This is a genomic window from Neisseria sp. P0021.S007 (assembly GCF_051956855.1).
In genome coordinates, this window is the sequence record NZ_JBQCXA010000239.1 from 1 (window position 1) to 906 (window position 906).

General features: G+C 51.5%; 2 protein-coding genes. One reads left to right on the top strand and one right to left on the bottom strand.

The window, feature by feature from the left end; translation table 11 throughout:
- Positions 1-345, bottom strand: a 345-nt coding sequence (locus ACTHUR_RS12520; protein WP_440398810.1) for an amino acid kinase family protein, incomplete at its 3' end; no start/stop codon positions are given.
- Between the two features lie 233 nt (positions 346-578).
- On the opposite strand from ACTHUR_RS12520, the gene ACTHUR_RS12525 reads away from it, so the two are divergent.
- Positions 579-906, top strand: a 328-nt coding sequence (locus tag ACTHUR_RS12525) for a DUF883 domain-containing protein (protein ID WP_440398812.1), incomplete at its 3' end; no start/stop codon positions are given.

The window sequence follows — 906 nt, forward strand, 5'->3', positions numbered from 1 at the left end:
GTTGCTCAGGTCGTCGTGGGTGAGCAGGACTTGGGCGGTGCGGATGCCGTGCGGTGCAAACGCGGTTTCGTAGGCTTGGGCGATGCCGGTTTGCCCGACGGCTGCGGCGGCTTGCAGCTCATTGATGGCGGTGGGGCGTTTGCTCCAGCCCAGCCGTTTGATGCCTTCGGCGATGGCGCCGCTGGAAACGAGGACGGTTTGCACGCCTTGTTTGCCCAGTTCGGCGATTTGCGCCGCCCAGCGGTCGAGTGCGGCTTGGTCTATGCCTTTGCCGCCCGCGGTAACGAGGCTGGAGCCGACTTTGACGACAAGGGTGCGGATATTGGAGAGATTTTGCAGGGACATGGTTTTTCTCGCTGGGGATATGGGGCGGCTTCGGACGGGTTGTTAAACGTAAAAAGGTCGTCTGAAAGCGCGAAAACTGATTTTCAGACGACCTTTTATCTCCCGCGTTAATCTTTACATGTTTTCAAACCACCTTTAGCCGAATTGACTTGAGAAGAAGTGTAAAGGGGTTATAATCAGTTAACAGATGAATAATCTGTTATTTCACCCATATGGACATCAAGGAGAAGGTAATGAAAAAACATGATTTTGAATCCCGCAAAGAAGCTTTGTTGAAAGACATCCAAGACGTGATGAGCGATGTTGAAGAGCTGTACAGCAAAGGCGTAGAAGTCGGCTCGGAAGAAGGCAAAAAAGCCAAAGCCAAATTGCAGGAGAAACTTGAAGCTGCTAAGGATCGTTTGCATGACTTCCAAGAAGAAGCCGGTGACCGAATCAAATACCACGCTGACCGCGCGCGCGAAAAATACGACGAATTTGAAGAATTGGCAGAAGAGCGTTTCAAAGAAGGTAAAAAACGCTTTGCCGAGTTTGGAGAAGAAGCGGGCGACCGCATCAAAC